Source organism: Burkholderia sp. KJ006 (assembly GCF_000262695.1).
In the GTDB taxonomy this organism is placed as follows: Bacteria; Pseudomonadota; Gammaproteobacteria; order Burkholderiales; family Burkholderiaceae; genus Burkholderia; species Burkholderia vietnamiensis.
Genome location: NC_017920.1, coordinates 2,475,851 through 2,498,124, shown reverse-complemented (window position 1 = coordinate 2,498,124; position 22,274 = coordinate 2,475,851). Strand labels below are relative to the sequence as shown.

At 66.6% G+C, this 22,274-nt stretch carries 18 protein-coding genes; 8 read left to right on the top strand and 10 right to left on the bottom strand.

Annotation, left to right across the window (positions count from 1 at the left end):
• Positions 1 to 38: 38 nt before the first annotated feature.
• Positions 39 to 1,478 (bottom strand): multidrug transporter subunit MdtD, encoded by a 1,440-nt coding sequence (mdtD, locus tag MYA_RS11255; protein ID WP_014723506.1) that lies wholly within the window; start codon positions 1,476 to 1,478, stop codon positions 39 to 41.
• Positions 1,479 to 1,689: 211 nt separating this feature from the next.
• Here mdtD and MYA_RS11250 point away from each other — a divergent pair, with 211 nt between their 5' ends.
• Entirely contained in the window at positions 1,690 to 2,013 is a 324-nt protein-coding gene (locus tag MYA_RS11250; RefSeq protein ID WP_014723505.1) for a DUF2917 domain-containing protein, read from the top strand.
• Here MYA_RS11250 and MYA_RS11245 read toward each other — a convergent pair.
• Positions 1,986 to 3,218: a citrate/2-methylcitrate synthase gene (locus MYA_RS11245; protein ID WP_014723504.1), complete on the bottom strand. Its 1,233-nt coding sequence runs from the start codon at positions 3,216 to 3,218 to the stop codon at positions 1,986 to 1,988. The two genes, MYA_RS11250 and MYA_RS11245, sit on opposite strands and share 28 nt — an antisense overlap.
• 138 nt (positions 3,219 to 3,356) lie before the next feature.
• Between MYA_RS11245 and MYA_RS11240 the strand changes: the two genes are divergently transcribed.
• On the top strand, positions 3,357 to 4,748 hold the full coding sequence (locus tag MYA_RS11240; RefSeq protein ID WP_014723503.1) for a CoA transferase: 1,392 nt from the start codon (positions 3,357 to 3,359) through the stop codon (positions 4,746 to 4,748).
• Between the two features lie 21 nt (positions 4,749 to 4,769).
• Here the strand turns inward: MYA_RS11240 and MYA_RS11235 are convergent, their stop codons facing one another.
• Entirely contained in the window at positions 4,770 to 5,516 is a 747-nt protein-coding gene (locus MYA_RS11235; protein ID WP_034192708.1) for a GntR family transcriptional regulator, read from the bottom strand.
• A gap of 157 nt (positions 5,517 to 5,673) precedes the next feature.
• On the opposite strand from MYA_RS11235, the gene MYA_RS11230 reads away from it, so the two are divergent.
• Positions 5,674 to 6,519, top strand: coding sequence for an aldo/keto reductase (locus MYA_RS11230; RefSeq protein WP_014723501.1), 846 nt, complete (start codon positions 5,674 to 5,676; stop codon positions 6,517 to 6,519).
• A 212-nt stretch (positions 6,520 to 6,731) separates the two neighbouring features.
• On the opposite strand, the gene MYA_RS11225 is transcribed toward MYA_RS11230, so the two are convergent.
• From MYA_RS11225 to MYA_RS11210, 5 genes are all read right to left on the bottom strand, one after another.
• Positions 6,732 to 7,754: a HoxN/HupN/NixA family nickel/cobalt transporter gene (locus tag MYA_RS11225; RefSeq protein WP_011885788.1), complete on the bottom strand. Its 1,023-nt coding sequence runs from the start codon at positions 7,752 to 7,754 to the stop codon at positions 6,732 to 6,734.
• Between the two features lie 169 nt (positions 7,755 to 7,923).
• Positions 7,924 to 10,035, bottom strand: coding sequence for an elongation factor G (fusA, locus tag MYA_RS11220; RefSeq protein WP_011885787.1), 2,112 nt, complete (start codon positions 10,033 to 10,035; stop codon positions 7,924 to 7,926).
• Positions 10,036 to 10,252: 217 nt separating this feature from the next.
• Entirely contained in the window at positions 10,253 to 10,753 is a 501-nt protein-coding gene (locus tag MYA_RS11215; RefSeq protein WP_014723499.1) for a DUF192 domain-containing protein, read from the bottom strand.
• A 159-nt stretch (positions 10,754 to 10,912) separates the two neighbouring features.
• The gene (locus MYA_RS29675) at positions 10,913 to 11,125 is read right to left on the bottom strand and encodes a hypothetical protein (RefSeq protein ID WP_072465376.1); all 213 of its coding nucleotides are present in this window, start codon (positions 11,123 to 11,125) and stop codon (positions 10,913 to 10,915) included.
• Positions 11,126 to 11,426: 301 nt separating this feature from the next.
• Positions 11,427 to 12,005: a pseudouridine synthase gene (locus MYA_RS11210; protein WP_014723498.1), complete on the bottom strand. Its 579-nt coding sequence runs from the start codon at positions 12,003 to 12,005 to the stop codon at positions 11,427 to 11,429.
• A 284-nt stretch (positions 12,006 to 12,289) separates the two neighbouring features.
• Between MYA_RS11210 and icd the strand changes: the two genes are divergently transcribed.
• Both icd and MYA_RS11200 read left to right on the top strand, forming a co-directional pair.
• Entirely contained in the window at positions 12,290 to 13,546 is a 1,257-nt protein-coding gene (gene icd / locus MYA_RS11205) for an NADP-dependent isocitrate dehydrogenase (RefSeq protein WP_011885784.1), read from the top strand.
• Between the two features lie 280 nt (positions 13,547 to 13,826).
• Positions 13,827 to 16,055 carry an NADP-dependent isocitrate dehydrogenase gene (locus MYA_RS11200; protein ID WP_014723497.1) on the top strand — a complete coding sequence of 743 codons (2,229 nt, stop codon included), beginning with the start codon at positions 13,827 to 13,829 and terminating at the stop codon, positions 16,053 to 16,055.
• A 105-nt stretch (positions 16,056 to 16,160) separates the two neighbouring features.
• On the opposite strand, the gene MYA_RS11195 is transcribed toward MYA_RS11200, so the two are convergent.
• Positions 16,161 to 16,385, bottom strand: a complete 225-nt coding sequence (locus MYA_RS11195) for a hypothetical protein (RefSeq protein ID WP_011885782.1) — start codon at positions 16,383 to 16,385, stop codon at positions 16,161 to 16,163.
• A 687-nt stretch (positions 16,386 to 17,072) separates the two neighbouring features.
• Between MYA_RS11195 and MYA_RS11190 the strand changes: the two genes are divergently transcribed.
• Positions 17,073 to 18,671 carry a multicopper oxidase family protein gene (locus MYA_RS11190; protein WP_014723496.1) on the top strand — a complete coding sequence of 533 codons (1,599 nt, stop codon included), beginning with the start codon at positions 17,073 to 17,075 and terminating at the stop codon, positions 18,669 to 18,671.
• 178 nt (positions 18,672 to 18,849) lie between these two features.
• On the opposite strand, the gene MYA_RS11185 is transcribed toward MYA_RS11190, so the two are convergent.
• On the bottom strand, positions 18,850 to 19,053 hold the full coding sequence (locus MYA_RS11185) for a cold-shock protein (RefSeq protein WP_004196460.1): 204 nt from the start codon (positions 19,051 to 19,053) through the stop codon (positions 18,850 to 18,852).
• A 549-nt stretch (positions 19,054 to 19,602) separates the two neighbouring features.
• On the opposite strand from MYA_RS11185, the gene clpS reads away from it, so the two are divergent.
• Entirely contained in the window at positions 19,603 to 19,917 is a 315-nt protein-coding gene (gene clpS / locus MYA_RS11180; RefSeq protein WP_006398529.1) for an ATP-dependent Clp protease adapter ClpS, read from the top strand.
• The gene (gene clpA, locus MYA_RS11175) at positions 19,914 to 22,214 is read left to right on the top strand and encodes an ATP-dependent Clp protease ATP-binding subunit ClpA (RefSeq protein WP_011885780.1); all 2,301 of its coding nucleotides are present in this window, start codon (positions 19,914 to 19,916) and stop codon (positions 22,212 to 22,214) included. Before clpS ends, clpA begins: the two co-directional genes overlap by 4 nt.
• The last annotated feature ends 60 nt before the right edge of the window (positions 22,215 to 22,274 follow it).

The window sequence follows — 22,274 nt, the reverse complement described above, 5'->3', positions numbered from 1 at the left end:
GCGATCGTCGGCGCATGATCGGCGCCCGTGGGCGCGCATCATGCGCGTTCGGACGGATCGGTCTTGTGCGGCGCGCGGCCGCGGATTTCCGGCGCGAGCTGCGCGAAGATCCACGCGGACGCCGCGGTGATGATCCCGACGCAGACGAAGGTCGCGTGAAACGCCGGCAGCGTGTTGCTCGGCGTCACCGTGCGCAGCATCCCGGTGAAGGTGGCGAGCAACGCGCCCGCGACCGTGACGCCGAGGCTCATCGACAGCATCTGCACGAGCGAGAACAGGCTGTTGCCGCTGCTGGCGCCGCCGGTGCCGAGATCCTTCAGCGTCAGCGTGTTCATCGCGGTGAACTGCATCGAGTTGAAGCCGCCGAACAGCGCGAGGTGGACGACCTTCACCCAGACCGGCACCGTGTCGCGCATCAGCGCGAAGCTCGCCATCATCACGCCGACCATGATCGTGTTCACCAGCAGCACCTTGCGGTAGCCGTGCCGGGTGATCAGCTGCGTGATGATGGGCTTCGAGAACATGCCCGCGGCGGCGACCGGCAGCATCATCAGCCCGGCCTCGAACGCGGAATAGCCGAGGCTCACCTGCAGCAGCAGCGGGATCAGGTACGGCATCGCGCCGCTGCCGATGCGCGCGAACAGGTTGCCGAGCAGGCCGACGCTGAACGTGTGGATCCGGAACAGCTCGAGCGAGAAAATCGGCTGCGGCGCGCGCACCGCGTAGAGCCCGTACGCGACGAAGCACGCGAGGCTCAGGATCAGCAGCACGAGCACCGCCGCGTGCTGCATGCCGAGATCGGCGAGGCCGTCGAGCGACAGCGAGATCGCGACCATCCCGATCGTCAGCAGCAGATAGCCCTTCAGGTCGAAGCGGCCGACGGCCGGATTGCGCGAATCGGGCATCGAGTAGAACGTCGCGACGCAGCCGGCGATGCCGACCGGCACGTTGATCAGGAAGATCCAGTGCCACGACGCGATCTTCACGAGCCAGCCGCCGAGCGTCGGGCCGATCAGCGGGCCGATCAATCCCGGAATCGCGACGAACGACAGCGCGGGCAGATAGCGCTCGGCCGGAAAGGTGCGCAGCACCGCGAGCCGCCCGACCGGCAACAGCATCGCGCCGCCCACGCCCTGCACGACGCGGAACACGACGAGTTGCGACAGCGTATGCGCGTTCGCGCACAGCAGCGAACCGAGCGAGAACACGAGGATCGCGCTGAAGAACACGCGGCGCGTGCCGAACGTGTCGGCGAGCCAGCCCGACACGGGGATCATCACGGCCATCGTCAGCGAATACGCGATCACGACCGACTGCATCCGCAGCGGCGATTCGCCGAGGCTCACGGCCATCGACGGCAGCACCGTGTTGACGATCGTCGCATCGAGCGTCTGCATGAAGAAGCCCGTTGCAACGAGCCAGAGCATCACGGTGAGGTTCTTTTCGCCGGGAGCGGCGGCGGGCGGGCGCTGGAACATGGAGTGGACCGATGGTGCGGGACAGCCGCCATTGTAGGGAAAGCCGCCGCACCCCGCAGAACGGGGCAGCCGCCGCAGCAGCGTCGAACGGACGCTCGTGCGCCGGCGCGCCGGTACAGTTCAGCCGAAACTGTCCGCAGGCGTATCTGTCGGCGTCGTGCCCGGGTCCGGAATACTGGAGCCATCGAAACCACGCGGACCGGAGGCGACCATGCGCGAACTGCGACTCTACGAAATGGACGGCAACGAACCGGCCGCGCGGTGGCGCATCGTCGATCGTACCGACCTGCACGTCGCCGACGGCGACCTGTGGGTGACGATCGAGGGCCGCCCGGCCGATTACTGGCTGCACGCCGGCGAATCGCTGGCGCTGCTGCCCGGCATGCGCGTGTGGGTCAGCGCGGCGGCCGGCGGTGCGGTGTTCGCGTTCGGTCCGCAGGCCGCTCGCGCTCGCCAGGCTGTGCCGCTCACGTGGCGCTGGCTCGACGCTGCGCGCGGCCGCGTGGGTCAGCCCGGCGCGTCGCTGCCGACGTAACGCGCGCGCGGCCGGATCAGCTTGCCGTCCGCATACTGTTCGATCGCATGCGCGATCCAGCCGGCCGTGCGGCCGGCCGCGAACAGCGTGAAGGCGGCGCCTGCGGGCAGCGCGAGCGTGCGCTCCAGCACCGCGAGCGCGAAATCGATCGTCGGCCGCAGGCCGGTCGCCGCCTCGACGCGCGCGGCCAGCGCGCCCGCTGCGCGCAGCGGCTGCCGTTCGGGCTGCGTCGCGCAAAGCGCATCGAGCAGCGCGCGTGCGCGCGGATCGCCGTCGGGATAGAGCGGATGCGCGAAGCCGGCCAGCGCCGTGCGCGCGCCCTCGCTGCGCTCGTCGCGCGCGAGCCGCTGCGCGAGGTAGCGATCGAGGTCGGCGGCGTGCGCCGCTTCGTCGAGCAGCGCACCGGCGCGCAACGTCTCGCCGCCGTGCCGCGGGCCCGACAGTGCGGCGAGCCCGCCCGCGATCGCGCCGAACAGATGGGTGCCCGTCGACGCGATGCAGCGCACCGCGAAGGTCGACGGGTTCAGCTCGTGGTCGGCGCACAGCACGAGCGCACGGCGCAGCAGATCGGCGTCGGCGCGCCGCCGGATGCCCCACGCGGCGGCGAGCTGCCGATGCACGGGCGCGTCGCGCGGCGCGACGCCGGCCAGCGCCGCGGCCGTCACGCGCAGCAGCAGCGCGGCGGTGTCGAGTTGCGCGTCGCATCCTGGCGCCCACCGGCCGGGCAGCGATGCGGCCGCGGCCGGCAGCAGCACCAGCGTGCGCTCCAGCGGCGCGAGATGCGCCCAGCGGCGCGCCCAGTCGCTCCATTGCGCGGCGTCGAAACCGGTCGACGCGAGCGACGCAGCGGCAAGCCGCGCCGGCGCGCAATCCCATAGCCGCGCGGCCGTTTCCTCGAGCGTCGCGTCGTGGGCGAGCGTGAGCGCATCGATGCCACGATAGTAGAGGCGGCCATCGGCGATCTGCGTGATCCTCGATTCGAGCACGGGCACACCCCAGTCGAGCGAGCGCTCGGCGACGCCGCCCGCGCGCTTCGCATCGGCGCGGCGGCGTGCGAGCAGACGCACTTCGTCCGCATCGTAGCGGCGGCGCTTGCTCGCGCCGTCCGGCAGCGAGCGCAGCAGGCCGCGGCTCACGTACGCATAGAGCGTGCTGATGCTGACGCCGAGAATGTCCGCGGCTTGCGGCGCGCTGAGAGACCTCATTCGATCACTCCTGTCGGTGCGCATGAAGCGCGGCCCGGCTACAACTATTCGTTATGCGTTGATTTGCGCAATCAAGATTGATCGCGTCCGTCGCGAATTCTAGACTCGATTCCGTTTTCCCAACGGCGCACTTGCACGATGACACCCGAACTCGCATTGACCCGTTTGTGGCAACTCGCACACGGCGAGCCCGACGCACTGGCTCGCGTGACCGTGACCGGGCAGGCCCCGACGTTGCCGTCCACCTTCCACGTCGGCACGCTGGCCGCGGCGACGATCGCGGCGGCGGGGCTCGCGGCCGCCGAATGTCATCGGCTGCGCACGGGCGTCGCGCAGCGTGTCGACGTGTCGCTGCGCGACGCGCTCGTCGCGTTCCGCAGCGAGCGCTATCTGCGCGTCGACGGCGGGCCGCCGCCGGAGCCGCGCCATCCGGTCACCGGCTTCTATGCGACGCGCGATGCGCGCTGGATCCAGTTGCACGCGAACTTCCCGCACCATCTGCACGGGATTCTCGACGTGCTGGGCTGCGGCCCGCAGCCCGATGACGTCGCCGCGGCGATTCGCACCTGGGACGGCGCGGCGCTCGATACCGCGCTGGCCGAGGCCGGCCTGTGCGCGGCCTTGATCAGGAGCGCAGACGAATGGGCCACGCACGAGCAGGCGCGCGCGCTTGCGGCGCTGCCGTTGTTCGAGATCGAGCGGATCGGCGACGCGCCGGTCGAGGCGATCGGCCGCGGCGAGCCGGACCGGCCGCTCGCCGGCGTACGCGTGCTGGACCTCACGCGCATCATCGCGGGGCCGGTCGCCGGCCGCACGCTCGCATCGCACGGGGCGCAGACGCTGCTCGTCAACGGCCCGCACCTGCCGAACATCGCGTCGCTCGTGATCGACAACGGCCGCGGCAAGCGCTCGACGTGGATCGACCTGCGCGACGCCGCAGGCGCCGCCGCGCTGCATGCGCTGGCGCGCGACGCGGACGTGTTCGTGCAGTCGTACCGCCCGGGCGCGCTCGCGGCACGCGGCTTCGCGCCCGAGGCGCTCGCGCAGCGACGGCCGGGTATCGTCTGCGTGTCGGTGTCCGCGTACGGGCATGCGGGGCCGTGGTCGAAGCGGCGCGGCTTCGACAGCCTCGTGCAGTCGGCGAGCGGCATCGCGTGGCAGGAGCAGCACGCGGCCGGTGCGGCGAGCCCGCGCCATCTGCCGTGCCAGGCGCTCGACCACGCGACGGGTTATCTCGCGGCGTTCGGCGCGATGATCGCGCTCGCGCGGCGTGCGACGCAAGGCGGCAGTTGGCACGTGCGCGTATCGCTCGCGCAGACGGGGCGCTGGCTGCAATCGTTCGGTGTCGTGCCCGACGGCCTGCAAGCGCCGGAGTTCGCGCCGGACGACGTGCGCGACCGGCTGGAGCGGATGGCGTCGCCGTTCGGCACGATCGATGCCGTGCGTCCGGCCGAACGCCTGTCGGCGACGCCGCCGCGCTTCACGCAACCGCCGGTGCCGCTCGGCAGCGACGACGCGCGCTGGCTGTGAGCCAAGGCGGCGCGCCCCGCGCTACCTGCGCAGTTCGACGACGAAGTCGTAGTAGTCGTTGCGGCAGTAGGTGTCGGTCAGCTCGATCGCGCGCTGGTCGGCCGTGTAGCCGATGCGCGTGATCAGCAGCAGCGCGTCGTGCGGCGCGATGCCCATCTGCTGCGCGATCTCGTCGCTCGCGTTGACCGCGCGGAAATGCTGCAGCGCGCGCACGATCGGCGTGCCGCGTGCTTCGAGATAGCTGTACAGCGAACCGCTGATCGCCTGCGGATCGGGAATCAGCGTGGCCGGAAACGTCGAGTTCTCGACGGCCATCACGATGCCGTCGGCGAGGCGCAGGCGCTTGAGCCGCGTGACCGATGCGGCCGGCGACAGGCCGAGCTGGATCACTTCGTCGCGGTTCGCCGGCTGGATCTCGCGCTCGAGCCATTGCGAGCTCGGCTTGAAGCCGCGGCGCTCGAGCATCTCGCTGAAGCTCGACAGCCGCGACAGCGGATCCTCGTAGCGCGGCTGGATGAAATTGCCGGCGCCCTGCGTGCGGCGGATCAGCCCTTGCTCGACCAGCAGCGCGATCGCCTTGCGCGCGGTGATGCGCGACACGCCGAGCGCTTCGGACAGCACGCGCTCGGACGGCAGCGCCTCGCCGGCCGCCCAGCGGTTGTCGTGGATCGCGTCGCCGAGCTTGCGGGCGAGCTGCAGATAAAGCGGCGTGTCGTTGTCGGGGTCGGGGCGCAGGTCCTGCCAGCGGTCGTCCGTGGGTGCCTTCATGGAATGGGTATCGATCAGGTTGCCGGCCATTCTAAGTCAACATGCGGTGCCGTTATAACGGGATTTTGCCCAGTAACAGGCGGGCCGCGCGGCGATTGACTACACTGGCCCATGCGTCGGCCGCGGTGTGCGGCCGACTATCCGCAGCGAGGAGCGCATGACAGACACGATCGCCACGGTCGTCCTGCCGAACGGTGAGACGATTCCGAAGCTCGGCCTCGGTACTTGGGAAATGGGCGAGCGGCCCGCCCGGCGCGCGGACGAGATCGCCGCGCTGCGCGAGGGCATCGCGCTCGGGATGACGCTGATCGACACCGCGGAGATGTATGGCGACGGTGCGACCGAGGAATTGGTCGGCGACGCGCTCGCCGGCCTGCGCGACGATGTCTTCATCGTCAGCAAGGTGTATCCGCATCATGCGAGCCGGCGCGGCGTCGTCGCTGCGTGCGACGCGAGCCTGAAGCGCTTGCACACCGATCGCATCGACCTGTACCTGCTGCACTGGCGCGGCTCGGTGCCGCTCGACGAGACGGTCGACGGCTTCGAAGCGCTGCGGCGCGCCGGCAAGATCCGCCATTGGGGCGTCAGCAATTTCGACACGTCGGACATGGCCGAACTCGTCGACGACGCGGGCGGCGGCGCCTGCGCGACCAACCAGATCCTGTACAACCTGGCGCGCCGCGGTCCGGAATTCGATCTGCTGCCGTGGCTGCGCGAGCGCCGGATACCGGCGATGGCGTACAGCCCGGTCGATCACGGACGGTTGCCGAAGCATTCGCCGCTCGACGAGATCGCGCGGCAGCGCGGCGTGTCGGTCATGCGCGTCGCGCTTGCATGGGTGCTCGCGCAGCCGCAGGTGATCGCGATTCCGAAGGCGTCGCGGATCGAACACGTGCGCGACAATCGTGCGGCGCTCGATCTCGTGCTGAGCGACGACGAGCGCGCGCAGCTCGACGCGTACTTCCGTCCGCCGCGCAGCAAGCGCGCGCTCGAAATGCTCTGAAGCGATCGCGGGATGCGGTGCGCCGGTTGGTGGCCGCAGGTGTTGCCGCGGTTGCCGTTGTCGTTCGTTTCTGCGCACACGGACCGCCGTGTACCACGCAGATGGCGAGCCTCGCGCCATCGATCGACTACGCGCCGATATGCCGCACGACAGCGCCGGAAACACCGTCGCCGGTGTGCGCTGTGTTGCCGCGATGAAGAATCCGACTCCGTTCAGCGCGCCGTCGTGTCGGCCGCGCGCGGCCAGCGATGACAGAGGATCGACGCGACCCAGGCGACGACGAACAGCGCGACGATCCCGTAGCCGAGCGCGCCGAAGTGCTGAGCGACCGCATCGAGCCCATCGCGCACGGGGCCGGTCAACGACAGCTTGTCCGCCAGCAGGCCGGCTGCCTCGATCCCGCCGACCGCCAGTGCCACGACCGCCGACACCAACGTGATGCTCGCGTTGTAGAGCAGCTTGCGTTGCGGGTCGTCCATCGCCCATCCGTACGCATGCATCATCAGCACGTTGTCGGTCGAGTCGATCAGCGTCATGCCGGCCGCGAACAGTGCGGGGAACAGCATGACCGCATAGACCGGCAGCGCGTGACTCGCGTGTGCCGCCGCGATCGCGAGCAGTGCGATTTCCGTTGCGGTGTCGAAACCGAGTCCGAACAGCACGCCGACCGGATACATGTGCCAGCTCTTCGACACGAACCGGAACAGCGGGCGCAGCAGCCGCGCGACGAAGCCGGCCGGGCGATGCGTATGCGTGCCGCCGTGCGCGTGACCGGGCGCGTGACCGGGCGCGCGGCGATAGCGCCGCCACACGTCGCGCAGGATCGCGAGGTTCATGCATGCGAGCACCAGCAGGAAGGCCGCCGACACCGCGGTGCCGAGCGTGCCGCCGAGTTCGCGGAACGCGTCGAAGCGCTCGCGCAGCGCGAACGCGGTCAGCGCGACGCCGAGCGTCGCGGCGACCACGATCGTCGAATGGCCGAGCGAGAAGAACAGGCCGACCGTGACCGGCCGCCGGCCGTCGTGCATCAGCTTGCGGGTCGCGACGTCGATCGCCGCGATGTGATCGGCGTCCACCGCATGACGCAGCCCGAGCCCGTACGCGACGGCGGCGGTGCCGAGCAGCAGCGGATGGTCGCGCAGCACCGCGAGCGCCCAAACCCAGACGGCGACGTTGGCGGCGATCAAGCCGGCATACAGCATCAGCAGGCGGCGCAGGGCAGGGGTCGGCGGCATCGCGGCGTTTCCTTCGGACGAATCGAGCGCCGATTGTGTCACGCGAAAAAGTCGCCGGGTTCGCGGGTCAAAAACGCGTGCCCGCGCGCGGACGAAAAAAAGCCCGTCCGGATTCGGACGGGCTGGACGGATGGCAGCTTGCCGCGCAGCGGCGCGCGCCGCCCCGCGCTTACTTCGTTTTCGCGTTGATCACGGCTTCCGACACGTTCGCCGGCGTTTCCGCGTAGTGCTTGAACTCCATCGTGTAGGTCGCGCGGCCCTGCGTCGCCGAGCGCAGCGACGTCGAGTAGCCGAACATCTCGGCGAGCGGCACTTCGGCGCGCACCAGCTTGCCGCCGCCGCCCGCGATGTCCTCCATCCCCTGCACGATGCCGCGGCGGCTGGAGAGGTCGCCCATCACGTTGCCCATGAAGTCCTCGGGCGTCTCGACCTCGACGGCCATCATCGGCTCGAGCAGCACCGGCTTCGCGCGGCGCATCGCTTCCTTGAACGCCATCGAGCCGGCCATCCGGAACGCGTTTTCGTTCGAGTCGACGTCGTGGTACGAGCCGAACACCAGATGCACCTTCACGTCGACGACCGGGTAGCCCGCGAGCACGCCGCTCTTGAGCGTGTCGATGATGCCCTTGTCGACGGCCGGGATGTATTCGCGCGGAATCACGCCGCCCTTGATCTCGTCGAGGAACTCGTAGCCCTTGCCGGGATTCGGTTCGAGCGTGATGACCGCGTGGCCGTACTGGCCGCGCCCGCCCGACTGCTTGACGAACTTGCCCTCGACGTCGGTCGCCGTGGTGCGCACCGTTTCGCGATACGCGACCTGCGGCTTGCCGACCGTCGCCTCGACGCCGAATTCGCGCTTCATCCGGTCGACCAGGATTTCGAGGTGCAGCTCGCCCATCCCGGAGATGATCGTCTGGCCCGATTCCTCGTCGGTCTGCACGCGGAACGACGGGTCTTCCTGCGCGAGACGGTTCAGCGCGAGGCCCATCTTTTCCTGGTCGGCCTTCGTCTTCGGCTCGACGGCCTGCGAGATCACCGGCTCCGGGAACTCCATCTTCTCGAGGATGATCGGCTTGGCCGGGTCGCACAGCGTGTCGCCGGTGGTCGCTTCCTTCAGGCCGACCGCCGCCGCGATGTCGCCCGCGCGCACTTCCTTGATTTCCTTGCGCTCGTTCGCGTGCATCTGCAGGATCCGGCCGAGCCGCTCCTTCTTGTCCTTGGTCGCGTTCAGCACGGTGTCGCCCGACTCGACGACCCCCGAATACACGCGGAAGAAGATCAGCTGGCCGACGAACGGGTCGGTCATGATCTTGAACGCGAGCGACGAGAACGGCTCGTCGTCGCTCGGATGACGTTCCGCGGGCTTGTCCGGATCGGCGAAGTCGTGGCCGAGGATCGCGGGCACGTCGACCGGCGACGGCAGATAGTCGATCACCGCGTCGAGCATCGCCTGCACGCCCTTGTTCTTGAACGCGCTGCCGCACAGCATCGGCACGATCTCGTTGGCGATCGTGCGTTTGCGCAAGGCGCCCTTGATCTCGTCCTCGGTCAGCGATTCATGGTCGTGCAGGTACTTCTCGAGCAGCTCCTCGCTCGCTTCCGCGGCCGCCTCGACCATCTTCTCGCGCCACTCGTGCGCGAGCTCGACGAGATTCGCCGGGATGTCCTCGTACGTGAATTTCACGCCCTGGCTTTCGTCGTCCCACACGATCGCCTTCATCTTGACGAGGTCGACGACGCCCTGGAAATGATCTTCCGCGCCGATCGGAATCTGGATCGGCACGGCGACGCCCTTCAGGCGCTCGCCGATCTGCTTCTGCACGCGGAAGAAGTCCGCGCCGATGCGGTCCATCTTGTTGACGAACGCGATGCGCGGCACCTTGTACTTGTTCGCCTGACGCCACACCGTTTCCGACTGCGGCTGCACGCCGCCGACCGAGTCGTAGACCATGCACGCGCCGTCGAGCACGCGCATCGAGCGCTCGACCTCGATCGTGAAGTCGACGTGCCCGGGGGTGTCGATGATGTTGATGCGGTGTTCCGGATAGTTGCCGGCCATGCCCTTCCAGAAGGCCGTGGTGGCGGCCGACGTGATCGTGATGCCGCGTTCCTGCTCCTGCTCCATCCAGTCCATCGTGGCCGCGCCGTCGTGCACTTCACCGATCTTGTGGCTCACGCCGGTGTAAAACAGGATGCGCTCGGTCGTGGTGGTCTTGCCGGCATCGATGTGAGCGCTGATCCCGATATTGCGATAGCGCTCGATGGGGGTTTTGCGGGGCACGTGAACCTCCTGGTGGTTCGGATCGTAAGCGGGCCGGCTGATATGGCGGCCCGGACTGGAACTAGCGAGATTTAAAGGATAGCGCTTGTCCGTGGCTTTTGCAGATGCGGTCGGCGGCGGCCGAATCAAGGCGAAGGCCGGCGGGCGGCGCAAAAAAAGCCGGTGCGCCACGGGCGACCGGCCTGGTTCGATGCGCGGCGGTGCCGCCGCCGATGTATTACGGGGCCTTGGGCAGGCCGTCGAGCTTCATGCCCGGCTTGATGCCTTTCGCCGCGAACCAGCCCTTGCTCATTTCGAGCGCATAGACGCCGTTGTTGCGCGGGCAGTGGTTGTCGGTCGTCTCGGCCTTCATCTCGTCGATGTCGGTGACCGTGCCGTCGGCGCGGATGAACGCGATGGACAGCGGGATCAGCGTGTTCTTCATCCAGAAGCAGTGCACGGCGTTCTCGTTGAACACGAACAGCATGCCTTCGTTCGGCGCGAGCTGCGAGCGGTACATCAGCCCCTGTTCGCGATCGGCGTCGTTGGCGGCGACGGCCGCGTCGATCACGTACATGCCGGCGCGCAGCTTCACGCGCGGGAACTCGCTCGGCTGCTTCGCGCCGGGCGGCACCTGGGCGTGGACGGTCTGCATGCCGAGCGCGAGCACGGCGAGCGCGGCGGGAAACACGGCGGCGCGCGCAAGGCGGCCGAGCGACGAGCGCAGGGAGAGTCGCACAGCAAGGCTCCTATCGGGAAAACGAGACCCGCATGGTACGCGAAGCGTAGCGGCGGGCACAAAAGGAAAAAGGCAGATCGCCTCGCGGTGATCTGCCTTTCAACGCCGTAAGAACGGCAAGACTGCGTGTTCTTGACTGCGTTATTACAGCAAGCTTGCTTAGTTCGAAGCAGCTGCCGGAGCTTCGGCTTCGCTAGCTGCCTTCTTAGCTGCGTGGTGCTTCTTCTTTGCGTGGTGCTTCTTGGCAGCGTGCTTTGCCGGTGCCGAAGCAGCTGCCGGAGCAGCAGCCGAAGCAGCTTCCGGAGCCGAAGCTTGTGCGAAAGCAGCCGTTGCGAAGAGGCCAGCGACCAGAGCGGCGATCAGTTTGTTCATGTTGTGTTCCTCAGCTTTAGTTAATTAACCAAATGACCCGGCATAGGAGTCATGACGTCTAACGGTGCCATCCACCTTTCGGTTGACAGACGCTTCGAGAAATTTCTCATTGCGCTGCGGGCGCCGAATCGTATTCGAAGAAAACGTCACTTTCGTGACGCAAACGCGTAAATAACGGCTCGGCTGCCAATGCCGGATAGCTCAGGGTGGCATCTGCGTGGTTTAACGCGCGATCTTCGCGGGCGGTTGACGAAACAGATGACGAAAAAATCGACGATCGGCTTTCGGCCCGACCGAACTTTCAGTCGGCACGCGCGAAACCGTCCCACGGCGCTCGCGGCGGCAGCTCGATTGTTTCGCCCGGTGCAATGCCGAGCGCGAATATATCCAGTGCGCCGATGCCGACGCGCACGAGACGCAACGTCGGGAAGCCGACCGCGGCCGTCATCCGGCGCACCTGGCGGTTCTTTCCTTCCGTGATCGCGAGTTCGATCCACGTGGTCGGGATCGCGGCGCGGTAGCGGATCGGCGGCGTGCGGGGCCACAGCGCGGCGGGCGGCTCGATGAATTCGGCGCGGCACGGGCGCGTCACATAGTCGCCGAGATCGACGCCGCGCGCGAGCGCCTTCAGGTCGGCCGCGTCCGGCGCGCCGTCGACCTGCGCCCAGTAGCGCTTGACGAGCTTGTGGCGCGGCTCGGCGATGCGCGCCTGCAGTGCGCCGTCGTCGGTGAGCAGCAGCAGCCCTTCGCTGTCGGCGTCGAGCCGGCCGGCCGCGTACACGCCGGGCGTTTTTACCCAGTCGCCGAGCGACGGCCGCGTCTCGTGCGCGGAAAACTGGCAAATCGTGCCGAACGGCTTGTTGAGGGCGATCAAGGTCATGGCGGGGCGGCCCGCAGCCTGTCGTGCGCAAGGCGCGGGCGGCGCGGCGGGCGGTCTATGGCAAATGGCGGAATCTTAATGCATAATACGGAACGGCAAGTCCTCTGTCTTATATAAGACATAAGGGAAGACTTGATACGCAGCGTCGCGCTTCGTGCCGCCGGCCGCGGTTGGGGCGCTAGAATAGCGGCTCGCTGTTGCCGTCACGACGGTGGCAAGGGCCACCCGCCGCGCGCGCAGTTTCGACCAGCATCACCTGCTCAGCCACGTCACTGGAGTCGATCATGCCGTATCAGCACATCAAGGTTCCGGAAGGCGGTGACAAGATCACCGTCAACAAGGACTTCTCGCTCAACGTTTCCGATCAGCCGATCATCCCTTACATCGAAGGCGACGGTACCGGCTTCGACATCACGCCGGTGATGATCAAGGTCGTCGATGCGGCGGTCGCGCATACGTACAAGGGCAAGCGCAAGATCCACTGGATGGAGATCTTCGCCGGCGAGAAGGCGACGAAGGTGTACGGCCCGGACGTATGGCTGCCCGACGAAACGCTGCAGGTGCTGAAGGAATACGTCGTTTCGATCAAGGGGCCGCTCACGACGCCGGTCGGCGGCGGCATCCGCTCGCTGAACGTCGCGCTGCGCCAGGAGCTCGACCTCTACGTGTGCCTGCGCCCGATCCAGTATTTCAAGGGCGTGCCGTCGCCGGTGCGCGAGCCGCAGAAGATCGACATGGTGATCTTCCGCGAGAACTCGGAAGACATCTACGCGGGCATCGAGTGGGCGGCCGGCTCCGAGCAGGCGAAGAAGGTCATCAAGTTCCTGCAGGACGAGATGGGCGTGAAGAAGATCCGCTTCCCGGAAACCTCGGGGATCGGCATCAAGCCCGTGTCGACCGAAGGCACCGAGCGTCTCGTGCGCAAGGCGATCCAGTACGCGATCGACAACGATCGCAAGTCGGTCACGCTGGTGCACAAGGGCAACATCATGAAGTTCACGGAAGGCCTGTTCCGTGACGCCGGTTATGCGCTCGCGCAGAAGGAATTCGGCGGCGAGCTGATCGACGGTGGCCCGTGGATGCGCGTGAAGAACCCGAAGACGGGCGCCGAGATCGTCATCAAGGATTCGATCGCCGACGCGTTCCTGCAGCAGATCCTGCTGCGTCCGGCCGAATACGACGTGATCGCCACGCTGAACCTGAACGGCGACTACGTCTCCGACGCACTGGCCGCGCAGGTCGGCGGGATCGGGATCGCGCCGGGTGCGAACCTGTCGGACTCGGTCGCGATGTTCGAGGCGACCCACGGCACGGCGCCGAAGTACGCGGGCAAGGACTACGTGAACCCCGGTTCCGAGATCCTGTCGGCCGAAATGATGCTGCGCCACCTCGGCTGGACGGAAGCGGCCGACACGATCATCGCCGCGATGGAGAAGTCGATCCTGCAGAAGCGCGTCACGTACGACTTCGCGCGCCTGATGGAAGGTGCGACGCAGGTGTCGTGCTCGGGCTTCGGCGACGTGCTGATCGAGAACATGTAAGCGCCCCTCGCGGGCAGGCCGGCGCATGCCGGCCGCCCCGGCGCCTACTGCCGGCGCCGGGGCGTTTCACGAACGGCAGGTTTGTTGGCAGGACGGTCCGGCATGCGGGCCGCGGCGCCGCGAAGCGGCGTGCATGCCCTGCAAGGTAGAACATGACGGCCCTCGCAACACCACCGCCCGGCTAGCCGGCGCGCTCCTTTCGCGATCCACCCGGTCGCTCCCCCGCCGGTTACCGCCGGCGCTATTCAGCCCCAAATTTTCACGTAGCAACGCATCGACCATGTCCACTTCGCCCAAGATCATCTACACCCTCACCGACGAAGCGCCCGCGCTCGCGACCTACTCGCTGCTGCCGATCGTCAAGGCCTTCACGCACTCGTCGGGCGTCGCCGTCGAAACGCGCGACATCTCGCTCGCCGGCCGCATCATCGCGGCATTCGCCGACGTGCTGCCGCCGGAGCAGAAGGGTTCCGACGATCTGGCCGACCTGGGCCAGCTCACGCTGAAGCCTGAAGCGAACATCATCAAGCTGCCGAACATCAGCGCATCGGTGCCGCAGCTGAAGGCGGCGATCGCCGAACTCCAGGCTCAGGGCTACAAGCTGCCCGCCTATCCGGAAGAGCCGTCGACCGACGAGGAAAAGGCGGTCAAGGCCCGTTACGACAAGATCAAGGGCAGCGCGGTGAACCCGGTGCTGCGCGAAGGCAACTCGGACCGCCGCGCGCCGCTGTCGGTGAAGAACTACGCACGCAAGCATCCGCACAAGATGGGCGCATGGAAGCCCACGTCGAAGTCGCACGTCGCGCACATGACCGACGGCGATTTCTACGGCAGCGAGAAGTCGGCGCTGATCGCCGACGCCGGCAGCGTCAAGATCGAACTCACGACGACCGACGGCGTGAAGAAGGTGCTGAAGGAAAAGACGGCCGTGAAGGCCGGTGAAGTCATCGACGCATCGGTGATGAGCCGCAAGGCGCTGCGCAGCTTCATCGAAGCGCAAATCGCCGACGCGAAGGCGCAGGACGTGCTGTTTTCGGTGCACCTGAAGGCGACCATGATGAAGGTCTCGGACCCGATCATGTTCGGCCACTTCGTGTCGGTGTTCTACGGCGACGTGCTCGCGAAGCACGCCGACGTGCTCGCGCAGGCCGGCTTCAACCCGAACAACGGGATCGGCGACCTGTACGCGCGCCTGAAGGACCTGCCGGCCGATACGCGCGAAGCGATCGAAGCCGACATCAAGGCCGAGTACGCGGTGCGCCCGCGCCTCGCGATGGTCAACTCGGACAAGGGCATCACCAACCTGCACGTGCCGAGCGACGTGATCGTCGACGCGTCGATGCCGGCGATGATCCGCGATTCGGGCGGCATGTGGGGCGTCGACGGCCAGCTGCACGACGCGAAGGCCGTGATTCCGGACCGCTGCTACGCGGGCGTCTATCAGGCGGTGATCGAGGACTGCAAGCAGCATGGCGCGTTCGACCCGGTCACGATGGGCAGCGTGCCGAACGTGGGCCTGATGGCGCAGGCGGCCGAGGAGTACGGTTCGCACGACAAGACGTTCCTGATCCCGGCCGACGGCGTGGTGCGCGTCACCGACGAAGCCGGCAACGTGCTGCTCGAACATGCGGTCGAGTCGGGCGACATCTGGCGCATGTGCCAGACGAAGGACGCACCGGTGCAGGACTGGGTCAAGCTCGCGGTCAACCGCGCGCGCGCGACCGGCGCACCGGCCGTGTTCTGGCTCGACCCGGTGCGCGCGCACGACGCGCAGATCATCGCGAAGGTCGAGCGCTACCTGAAGGATCACGACACGAACGGCCTCGATATCCGCATCATGACGCCGGTCGACGCGACGCGCTTCTCGCTCGAGCGCATCCGTGCGGGCAAGGACACGATCTCGGTGACCGGCAACGTGCTGCGCGACTACCTGACCGACCTGTTCCCGATCATGGAACTCGGCACCAGCGCGAAGATGCTGTCGATCGTGCCGCTGATGGCCGGTGGCGGCATGTTCGAAACGGGTGCGGGCGGTTCGGCGCCGAAGCACGTGCAGCAGTTCGTCGAAGAAGGCTTCCTGCGCTGGGATTCGCTCGGCGAATTCCTCGCGCTGGCTGCGTCGCTCGAGCACCTCGGCAACGCGTACCACAACCCGAAGGCGCTGGTGCTCGCGAAGACGCTCGATCGCGCGACCGGCAAGTTCCTCGATGAAAACCGCTCGCCCGCGCGCAAGGTCGGCGGCATCGACAACCGCGGCAGCCACTTCTACCTGTGCATGTACTGGGCGCAGGCGCTGGCGGAGCAGACCGAGGACGCAGCACTGAAGGCGCAATTCGAAGGCGTCGCGAAGTCGCTCGCCGACAACGAAGCGCGCATTCTGGAAGAACTCGGTGCGGCGCAGGGCAAGGCGCAGGCGATCGGCGGCTACTACCGTCCGGACGTCGCGCTGACGAGCCAGGCGATGCGTCCGAGCGCGACGCTGAACGCGATCGTCGACGCAGTCGCCTGACAGCGGCCGCATCGCGGCGACGGCAGCAGCCAGCGCGGCTCGCCGTCGCGCCGAACATGAAAACGCCCCGGTCGCCCGGGGCGTTTTGCGTTGCGGGGCGTTCATTCAGACGTGAACGATTTCCCATTCGGCGATTTCGTGCGGCACTTCGAGCGTGGCCGTGTCGAGGTCGGACAGCTGCTCGCAGTCGCCGCGGGAGATGTGGTCTGCTGCGACTTCGGGGCACGAGAACGCGCCGAGCCGAGCGTTGCCGAAGCTGGCTTCCCAGCCGCCGTTGCCGGGCAGGATATAGAACGACCCGAGCGCCGAACCAAAGCGAAATCCCTTCATTTCCGTTCTCCCTATCTGATTGCAAGCGATTCTGTTGTGACGTCTGCCGGTTGGTCCGACGGTGGCCCGGCCGGTGGTCCGTATCGGGTGCCGTGTCGAACGTCGCGGCGAAGCGTCAGTGCATGGAACAAAGTCTACGTCTGCGGCCGCGTCCGATGGTGCGCGTAGAGCGCTTTTTCGAGAGAAAAATATCGCTTTATAAACATTGGCTTACGTCGTGTGTTTTGTATTGCGGAACGATTTTTGGCATCGCGAAACAGCGAATTTGTGCCCTGCACCACGAATTTTTATAACGCAAGGCGTTGTTCCGCATCGTGAAAAATTGGCGGATTTTCGACAGGGCGCGCCTGTCGCGCGGGTTAGGCCGGTAGATACAACCGGCGAACGCTGTGTCGATTGCGCATAGCGTGTGGTGTGGCCGGGCTCGTTGGAGCGGGGTCTGGAGCGCGTCGGGGCGTCGGGAATCGCGCGCAGGCGCCGCTCGAGGCAGGCGAGTCATGCGAGCCCCCGAGCGCTGCGGCGTATTGACGCGGGCAGGCCCTTGGCGGCCCGCGCTGCGCCGTCGCCCGAGGCTGCGGTTATCATGGCGCGGCCATCCGGTTTCTCGTCGCGGCGGGTCCATTACGCACCGGCGGCACCGGTGTCGCGGCGGCCGCGCGATACAGTACCCATAACGAGGAACGATTGATGATACGGAGAACCTTCCTGTCGTACGCGATCGGTGTCGCAGCCGCATCGCTGTTTGCACGCAGCGCGTGGGCGCAGCAGGCCGCTCATGCGGGCATGGCCGGCATGGAACCGATGGACGACATGCCCGGCATGGCGGGGATGGCGGATCACGCGCAGCACGCGAAGCCTGCACCGGCCGCGCTCGCGGCCGTCGACGCGCTGCCGGCCGGCGCGCCGCTCGCACCGCTGCGCACGCTCGCGAACGAAAGCGGCGAAGCCGGCACGTTCCGCGCGACGCTGGTCGCGCAGCCGGTCGCGCGTCCGATGTTGCAACACGCGCATCCGACGACCTTCTGGCAATTCGGCGCGGGCACTGCCGGGCCGGTGGTCGGCCCGCTGATCGACGTGCACGAGGGCGACACCGTCGAAATCCGCTTTGTGAACAAGCTGCCGCAGCCGTCGACGATCCACTGGCACGGCCTGCCGGTGCCGCCCGAGCAGGACGGCAACCCGTCGGATCCGGTCGCGCCGGGCGCGTCGCGGGTCTATCGCTTCACGCTGCCGAAGGGCAGTGCGGGCACGTACTGGTATCACCCGCATCCGCACATGATGACGGCCGAGCAGGCGTTTCGCGGGCTGGCCGGTCCGTTCATCGTGCGTGCGGCCGACGATCCGCTCGCCGGCTGGCCCGAGCGCCACCTGTTCGTGTCGGATCTGAAGCTCGCGAGCGACGGCTCGATTCCGCCGAACGACATGATGGACTGGATGAACGGCCGCGAAGGCCAGTTCGCGCTGGTCAACGGCGCGCGCCGGCCGCGCATCGACGTCGCGGGCGACGAGCGCTGGCGGGTCTGGAACGCCTGCAGCGCGCGCTACGTGTGCGTCGCGTTCGACGACGGACGCGCATTCGAGCATGTCGGCACCGACGGCGGGCTGTTCGAAACGCCGCGTCGCGTGACGTCGCTGCTGCTGGCTCCGGGCGAGCGCGCGGAACTGCTGGTGCGGGCCGGCGATCGCGCGTCACGCGCCGTGCTGCAGGCGGCCGAATACGATCGCCGCAAGATGGCGATGTCGCACGACGGCGGCCGCGGCAGCCTGCCGCCCGATCCGGCGCTGCCGCTGGCCGACGTCACGTTCGCGCCGGCCGCCGCGCGGGCGCTGCCGGCCACGTTGCGCGCCGTGCCCGCGCCGGGCGAGCCGGTGGCGGACAAGGACGTCGCGCTCGGCGAGGCGATGGACATGAACGCGATGATGAGCGGCCCGGCGCACGGCCGGCCGGCCGGGATGCGCTTCATGATCAACGGCGCGACCTACGCGCCGCACCGGGCGACGCTGACGAGCCGGCGCGGCGAACTCGAGCGCTGGACGATCCGCAACACCACCGACATGGATCATCCGTTCCACTTGCACGGCACGCAGTTTCAGGTGACCGAACGTGCATCCGGCGGCACGCGCACGGCCGAGCCGTTCCGTGCCTGGCGCGATACGGTGAACGTGCGCAGCGGCGAAACCGTCACGCTACTGGTGAAGCAGGACATGCCCGGCGAGCGCATGTTTCACTGCCATATTCTGGAGCACGAGGACCTGGGCATGATGGGCACGCTGAAAGTCGTGTAACGGTGAATCATTTTGTTTCACGCGTATGAACGCATTCGATTTGCGTGTACGCGTGGACAATGCGCGTTCAATTATTGGGATTGAACGAAAAGGCCGGCCAATCGAATTAACGATTGGCCGGCCTGAAAAAAAGAAACCCGGCGCAATGCCGGGTTTCTTCGTCCGATATCCGGTGCCCTTACGCGGCCTGGATGTTCGACGCTTGCTTGCCCTTCGGCCCTTGAACGACCTCGAAGCTTACCTTCTGGCCTTCCTTCAGGGTCTTGAAGCCCTGCATGTTGATGGCCGAGAAGTGCGCAAACAGATCTTCACCGCCCTCGTCGGGAGTGATGAAACCGAAGCCCTTCGCGTCGTTGAACCACTTAACGATACCAGTTGCCATTTCCTACTTCCCCTGTCACACAGTCGCTGCTACTTACCACGAGCACGCTCGAAAAGCTAAACGACCGTAAATACAGCCGTTCCCCCCTCACAAGCTCACCTTCGGCCCTTTTCATTTCGCCAGCCGGCGAATGAAAAAAGGTGCCAGCTTGATTGTTGGCGCTCTTTATTTGAGTGTCAAGCGGAATTTTTAGACGTTTGGAGGGACGTTGTAAAGAACCCATTTTCAGGGTTTTTCCGGCTTTGCTTCGCAGCATGCCGCCGAGCGCGCGCACTTGAAAAGTCGCATAATCGGTTCATATACCAGGCTCGAGTGACACGCGATCGAGTCGTCCCGGCTTGTTGTGGGATACTGGATGCGGATGCGACGGTCCGGTGCGGTTTCCTCCTGACGGTTCGTGTTCCGCGCCACGCGTGAAAGCCGGCACCGCAGCCGGCTTTCGTATGGCACGAAGACGATCGCGCGTCGTCGGGAACCACGAAGGGCGCCGGCCTGTCGGTCGGGTAATGGCAGGATTGCGGGCCTGTCCGAGTTGTTTAGAATGGGTGTATGGCGATTATCCCGGACAAGCAGGACAGCACCGTCCTGGAACGCAAGCAGCAGAAGCTCAAGCCGCCTTCGATGTACAAGGTGGTGCTGCTCAACGACGACTTCACGCCAATGGAGTTCGTCGTCATGGTCGTCCAGGAGTATTTCAAGAAGGATCGCGAGACGGCCACGCAGATCATGCTGAAGGTCCATCGCGAAGGGCGAGGGGTATGTGGGGTCTATACGCGGGACATCGCGTCGACCAAGGTTGAGCAAGTCGTTACCCATGCGCGGCAGGCCGGGCATCCGCTGCAGTGCGTGATGGAGGAAGCATGATTGCCCAGGAATTGGAAGTCAGCCTGCACATGGCGTTCATGGAAGCACGTCAGGCGCGCCATGAATTCATTACGGTAGAGCACCTGTTGCTGGCCCTGCTGGATAATCCGACGGCAGCCGAGGTGTTGCGCGCGTGTGCGGCCAATATCGAGGACTTGCGTCAGAACCTGCGCAATTTCATCCACGACAACACGCCGACCGTGCCGGGCACCGACGATGTCGATACCCAGCCGACGCTCGGTTTCCAGCGCGTGATCCAGCGCGCGATCATGCACGTCCAGTCGACGTCGAACGGCAAGAAGGAGGTCACCGGCGCGAACGTGCTGGTCGCGATCTTCGGCGAGAAGGATTCGCATGCCGTCTATTACCTGCAGCAGCAGGGCGTGACGCGTCTCGACGTGGTGAACTTCATTTCGCACGGCATCGCGAAGACGAACGGCGGCGAAGCCGCGAAGTCGACCGACGGCAATGCGGAAAGCGAAGACGCGAACGCGCAGAAGGAAACCCCGCTCGCCCAGTTCACGCAGAACCTGAACCAGATGGCGAAGGACGGCCGCATCGATCCGCTGATCGGCCGCGAGCCGGAGGTCGAGCGTGTGGTGCAGGTGCTGTGCCGTCGCCGCAAGAACAATCCGCTGCTCGTCGGCGAAGCCGGCGTCGGCAAGACGGCGATCGCCGAAGGGCTCGCCTATCGCATCACGCGCGGCGAGGTGCCGGACATTCTCGCGAACGCGCAGGTGTATTCGCTCGACATGGGCGCGCTGCTCGCGGGCACCAAGTATCGGGGCGACTTCGAACAGCGTCTGAAGACGGTGCTCAAGGAGCTCAAGGAGCGTCCGCACGCGATCCTGTTCATCGACGAGATCCACACGCTGATCGGCGCGGGCGCCGCGTCGGGCGGCACGCTCGACGCATCGAACCTGCTGAAGCCCGCGCTGTCGTCGGGCACGCTCAAGTGCATCGGCGCGACCACCTTCACCGAATATCGCGGCATCTTCGAGAAGGATGCGGCGCTGTCGCGGCGCTTCCAGAAGGTCGACGTGTCGGAGCCGACCGTCGAGCAGACGGTCGCGATCCTGCGCGGGCTGAAGTCGCGCTTCGAGGAGCATCACGGCGTCAAGTATTCGTCGGGTGCGCTGTCGGCCGCGGCCGAACTGTCGGCGCGCTTCATCACCGACCGCCATCTGCCCGACAAGGCGATCGACGTGATCGACGAAGCGGGCGCCGCGCAACGCATCCTGCCGAAGTCGAAGCAGAAGAAGACGATCGGCAAGAGCGAGATCGAGGAAATCATCTCGAAGATCGCGCGCGTGCCGGCCCAGAGCGTGTCGCAGGACGACCGCAGCAAGCTGCAGACGCTCGATCGCGACCTGAAGAGCGTCGTGTTCGGCCAGGATCCGGCGATCGACGCGCTCGCGGCGTCGATCAAGATGGCACGCGCGGGCCTCGGCAAGATGGACAAGCCGATCGGCGCATTCCTGTTCTCCGGCCCGACCGGCGTCGGCAAGACCGAAGTGGCGCGCCAGCTCGCGTTCACGCTCGGCATCGAGCTGATCCGCTTCGACATGTCGGAATACATGGAGCGTCATGCGGTGAGCCGTCTGATCGGCGCGCCGCCGGGCTACGTCGGGTTCGACCAGGGCGGGCTGCTGACCGAAGCCGTCACGAAGAAGCCGCATTGCGTGCTGCTGCTCGACGAAATCGAGAAGGCGCATCCGGACATCTTCAACGTGCTGCTGCAGGTGATGGACCACGGCACGCTGACGGACAACAACGGCCGCAAGGCGGATTTCCGCAACGTCATCATCATCATGACGACGAACGCGGGCGCCGAGTCGATGCAGAAGGCGACCATCGGCTTCACGACGCGGCGCGAGACGGGCGACGAGATGAACGACATCAAGCGTCTGTTCACGCCGGAGTTCCGCAACCGTCTGGACGCGATCATCAGCTTCCGCTCGCTCGATGAGGAAATCATCATGCGCGTGGTCGACAAGTTCCTGATCCAGCTCGAGGAGCAACTGCACGAGAAGAAGGTCGATGCGCTGTTCACCGACGCGCTGCGCAAGCATCTGGCCAAGCACGGGTTCGACCCGCTGATGGGCGCGCGGCCGATGCAGCGGCTGATCCAGGACACGATCCGTCGTGCGCTCGCGGACGAGCTGCTGTTCGGCAAGCTGGTCGCGGGCGGCCACGTGACGGTCGACGTCGACGAGAACGACAAGGTGCAGTTGTCGTTCGACAAGCTGGCGAATCCGCCGCACAAGCCGAACGAAGAGACGGTCGAAGTCGAGTAAGCGATAATTGGCGGTTCATGCGAACGGCGCGGGAAGTTCTCCGCGCCGTTTCGTTTTATC

What these genes read in the sequence shown, in the direction of transcription:
- clpS (WP_006398529.1), top strand. Translation starts at nt 19,603, where the DNA reads ATGGCGATTATCCCGGACAAGCAGGACAGCACCGTCCTGGAACGCAAG.
- MYA_RS11195 (WP_011885782.1), bottom strand. Translation starts at nt 16,385, where the DNA reads ATGAAGGGATTTCGCTTTGGTTCGGCGCTCGGGTCGTTCTATATCCTG.
- mdtD (WP_014723506.1), bottom strand. Translation starts at nt 1,478, where the DNA reads ATGTTCCAGCGCCCGCCCGCCGCCGCTCCCGGCGAAAAGAACCTCACC.
- MYA_RS11230 (WP_014723501.1), top strand. Translation starts at nt 5,674, where the DNA reads ATGACAGACACGATCGCCACGGTCGTCCTGCCGAACGGTGAGACGATT.
- MYA_RS11250 (WP_014723505.1), top strand. Translation starts at nt 1,690, where the DNA reads ATGCGCGAACTGCGACTCTACGAAATGGACGGCAACGAACCGGCCGCG.
- MYA_RS29675 (WP_072465376.1), bottom strand. Translation starts at nt 11,125, where the DNA reads ATGAACAAACTGATCGCCGCTCTGGTCGCTGGCCTCTTCGCAACGGCT.
- MYA_RS11200 (WP_014723497.1), top strand. Translation starts at nt 13,827, where the DNA reads ATGTCCACTTCGCCCAAGATCATCTACACCCTCACCGACGAAGCGCCC.
- clpA (WP_011885780.1), top strand. Translation starts at nt 19,914, where the DNA reads ATGATTGCCCAGGAATTGGAAGTCAGCCTGCACATGGCGTTCATGGAA.
- MYA_RS11185 (WP_004196460.1), bottom strand. Translation starts at nt 19,053, where the DNA reads ATGGCAACTGGTATCGTTAAGTGGTTCAACGACGCGAAGGGCTTCGGT.
- MYA_RS11235 (WP_034192708.1), bottom strand. Translation starts at nt 5,516, where the DNA reads ATGAAGGCACCCACGGACGACCGCTGGCAGGACCTGCGCCCCGACCCC.
- MYA_RS11225 (WP_011885788.1), bottom strand. Translation starts at nt 7,754, where the DNA reads ATGCCGCCGACCCCTGCCCTGCGCCGCCTGCTGATGCTGTATGCCGGC.
- MYA_RS11210 (WP_014723498.1), bottom strand. Translation starts at nt 12,005, where the DNA reads ATGACCTTGATCGCCCTCAACAAGCCGTTCGGCACGATTTGCCAGTTT.
- icd (WP_011885784.1), top strand. Translation starts at nt 12,290, where the DNA reads ATGCCGTATCAGCACATCAAGGTTCCGGAAGGCGGTGACAAGATCACC.
- MYA_RS11240 (WP_014723503.1), top strand. Translation starts at nt 3,357, where the DNA reads ATGACACCCGAACTCGCATTGACCCGTTTGTGGCAACTCGCACACGGC.
- MYA_RS11245 (WP_014723504.1), bottom strand. Translation starts at nt 3,218, where the DNA reads ATGAGGTCTCTCAGCGCGCCGCAAGCCGCGGACATTCTCGGCGTCAGC.
- MYA_RS11190 (WP_014723496.1), top strand. Translation starts at nt 17,073, where the DNA reads ATGATACGGAGAACCTTCCTGTCGTACGCGATCGGTGTCGCAGCCGCA.